This is a genomic window from Roseburia zhanii (assembly GCF_014287635.1).
Taxonomy (GTDB): Bacteria; Bacillota; Clostridia; order Lachnospirales; family Lachnospiraceae; genus Roseburia_B; species Roseburia_B zhanii.
Genome location: NZ_JACOPH010000046.1, coordinates 1 through 2,378, shown reverse-complemented (window position 1 = coordinate 2,378; position 2,378 = coordinate 1). Strand labels below are relative to the sequence as shown.

The window sequence follows — 2,378 nt, the reverse complement described above, 5'->3', positions numbered from 1 at the left end:
GATAGAAAAAATGCAGATGCACAGCTTGGACGCTCATTTGAATTTTCCCTGCCGAAAGAATGGAGCAGACAGGAACAGATTGATTATACAACCGAATATATTCAAAAGACTTTCGTGGACGAGGGAATGTGTGCCGACTGGAGCATACACGATAAGGGCGACGGGAACCCACATGTGCATTTACTTGTAACCATGCGACCATTCAATCCAGACCACTCATGGGGCAGCAAGGAAGTCAAGGACTGGGATTTTGTCAGAGATACTGACGGAAATATCGTGGTTGATGAATCCCACCCGGACTGGTGGCAGGATAAGAAAAATCCAGACCGTCATGGAATCCGTATTCCGGTACTTGATGAAAACGGAGTACAGAAAGTCGGGGCAAGAAACAGAAAACAATGGAAAAGGGTTCTGACTGACGCTACCGGCTGGAACAATCCAAAGAATTGTGAGTTATGGCGAAGCGAATGGGCAAAGATGTGTAACCGGCATTTATCCATAGACAATCTGATTGACCACCGCTCTTATGAAAGACAGGGCAAATTGAAAGTCCCTACGATTCATGAGGGTGCAGATGCAAGGAAGATTGAGGAAAAATATCTCACCGGGCAGATAAGGAAAGGTTCATGGAAGATCGAGGAAAACCAGATGATAAAAAAACAAAATGCACTGCTGCAAAAGGTAATTGCAACCTTTGGTAAGGTATCCGGTGCATTGTCGATGTGGAGGGAGTGGTTGAATGACATTAGAAGAAAGCAAAGAAGTAATTCCCATGATGGAAGCAATGATTACACAGATAGATGAACAGCAGAATATCATGGCAGAGATGCTTCAGGAGATACAGGAAAAGGACGAGAAGCTGATGTGCTTTCAGGAGCAGGAAGAACGATTGCAGCAATTAGAGAAAGAATTGTCAGAGCTGCTACAAATCTTACCGGATACAGAAGAACTGTTGATGCTTCTGGAAGAAAAGACAGACCAGATACAGAAACTCACAGACGAAAATCAGCAATGGCAGGAATTGGCACAGAAATTAAACAGCGAGAACCGGCTATTGCAGAAACAGAACAGCGAATTACTGAACTTGAACAGCAATTAGAGAAAGGAAGGTTGATTGATGAACGAATTAAGAAACTCAAAGAGCGACGATCAACTGGAAGAGTTGCTTCTGCTGACAGAGCAGATGCAGGAAGAACTCGACCAGAAAGACCGGACTATCAGGGAACTGAAAGTGCAGCTCGACGAATCGCTGACCTTGAACGAGAAGTTAAACAGCGAGAACAAAACAGAGAACATTCAAGCCTTAAAGAACGACTTGAGGAAAACAAAAGAATTGTTGCAGAGCGAGAAAGAGAAAACACACACCGTCCAAGCCATGATAGAGGAATGTCGAGATAAGCAGAGACAGGCAGAACAGGAACGGGATTATGCACTCTCCCATCAGAAAAAAGTAGAGATACCGGTTGAAAAGCCGGTACTCTATCAAAAGTGCGGGAATTGTAAACAGACAGCTTATCTGAAAGCTAAGGAAAAGTATGATATGCAGAGGGAAAAACTGGCAGGCAGATATAAAACAAAAACAGCCATGTATGAAGCATTGATGTTTCTGCTGATATGGTATTCCGTATCAACTACTCTTTTTCAGATGATAAGGTCAAAAATATTTATTTCTGATTGCGTGGTATTCTTTGATACAATCGCAACTTTCACACAGACCATTGCTGGCTGGGTTGTACTGGCAGGAAAGAACGTGGCACAGATTAGTGATGGAATATCCAATCCTGTCGTTGCCGGAATTATAAACTGGCTGATAAGAATATTGATTTGCGGTGGATGTCTGGTGGGTGTGGGAATACTTTTGGCATTTATCGAAATAAAGATTGCAGGGCTATATAAGAAATACTGTTGGGATATGATTACCATAATGGTGATACTTGTAAGTATGGCAATAGCTATCTACTTTGGGGATTGGATAAAGGAAGTATTGCCAATCAATCTGCTATTTCTCTTATTATTCGTGCAACTGGTATATGTTGGAATCAGGTGGTATGTAAAGGGATGGCGGGAAAACAGAGGTTATGTTTAAAAATAAAAAAATTGTCTGAGACGCAGCGAAGTAAATAAAATGAGTAGTATTATAGGAAGTCAGCAGTGCGTGAATAAACTGCTGGCTTCTTTTTTGATAGATACAGTCACTCCCAGAGAGTGTGCAGGATAGTAAAGTAATAATATCAACATGACGATATAGAAAATGCAGGGAACAGGCAAAGGTACAATACGAATACTATTTGACGCAGACAAAAAAATATGATCAAACCGTCCACATATTACATGATGTAAATAAGCATATTAAAGCAATCGAAGGATTATATGGTGCA

Annotated in this window: 1 protein-coding gene and 1 pseudogene; both read left to right on the top strand. The window is 41.5% G+C overall.

From position 1 onward, the window contains the following. Nucleotides 1–1,398, top strand: a pseudogene (locus tag H8S17_RS15885) (MobA/MobL family protein); the annotation flags it as partial. After that, complete coding sequence (locus H8S17_RS15880) at nt 1,376–2,086, top strand: DUF6040 family protein (RefSeq protein ID WP_014080632.1); 711 nt, start codon at nt 1,376–1,378, stop codon at nt 2,084–2,086. The pseudogene H8S17_RS15885 and the gene H8S17_RS15880, both read left to right, overlap by 23 nt. The last annotated feature ends 292 nt before the right edge of the window (nt 2,087–2,378 follow it).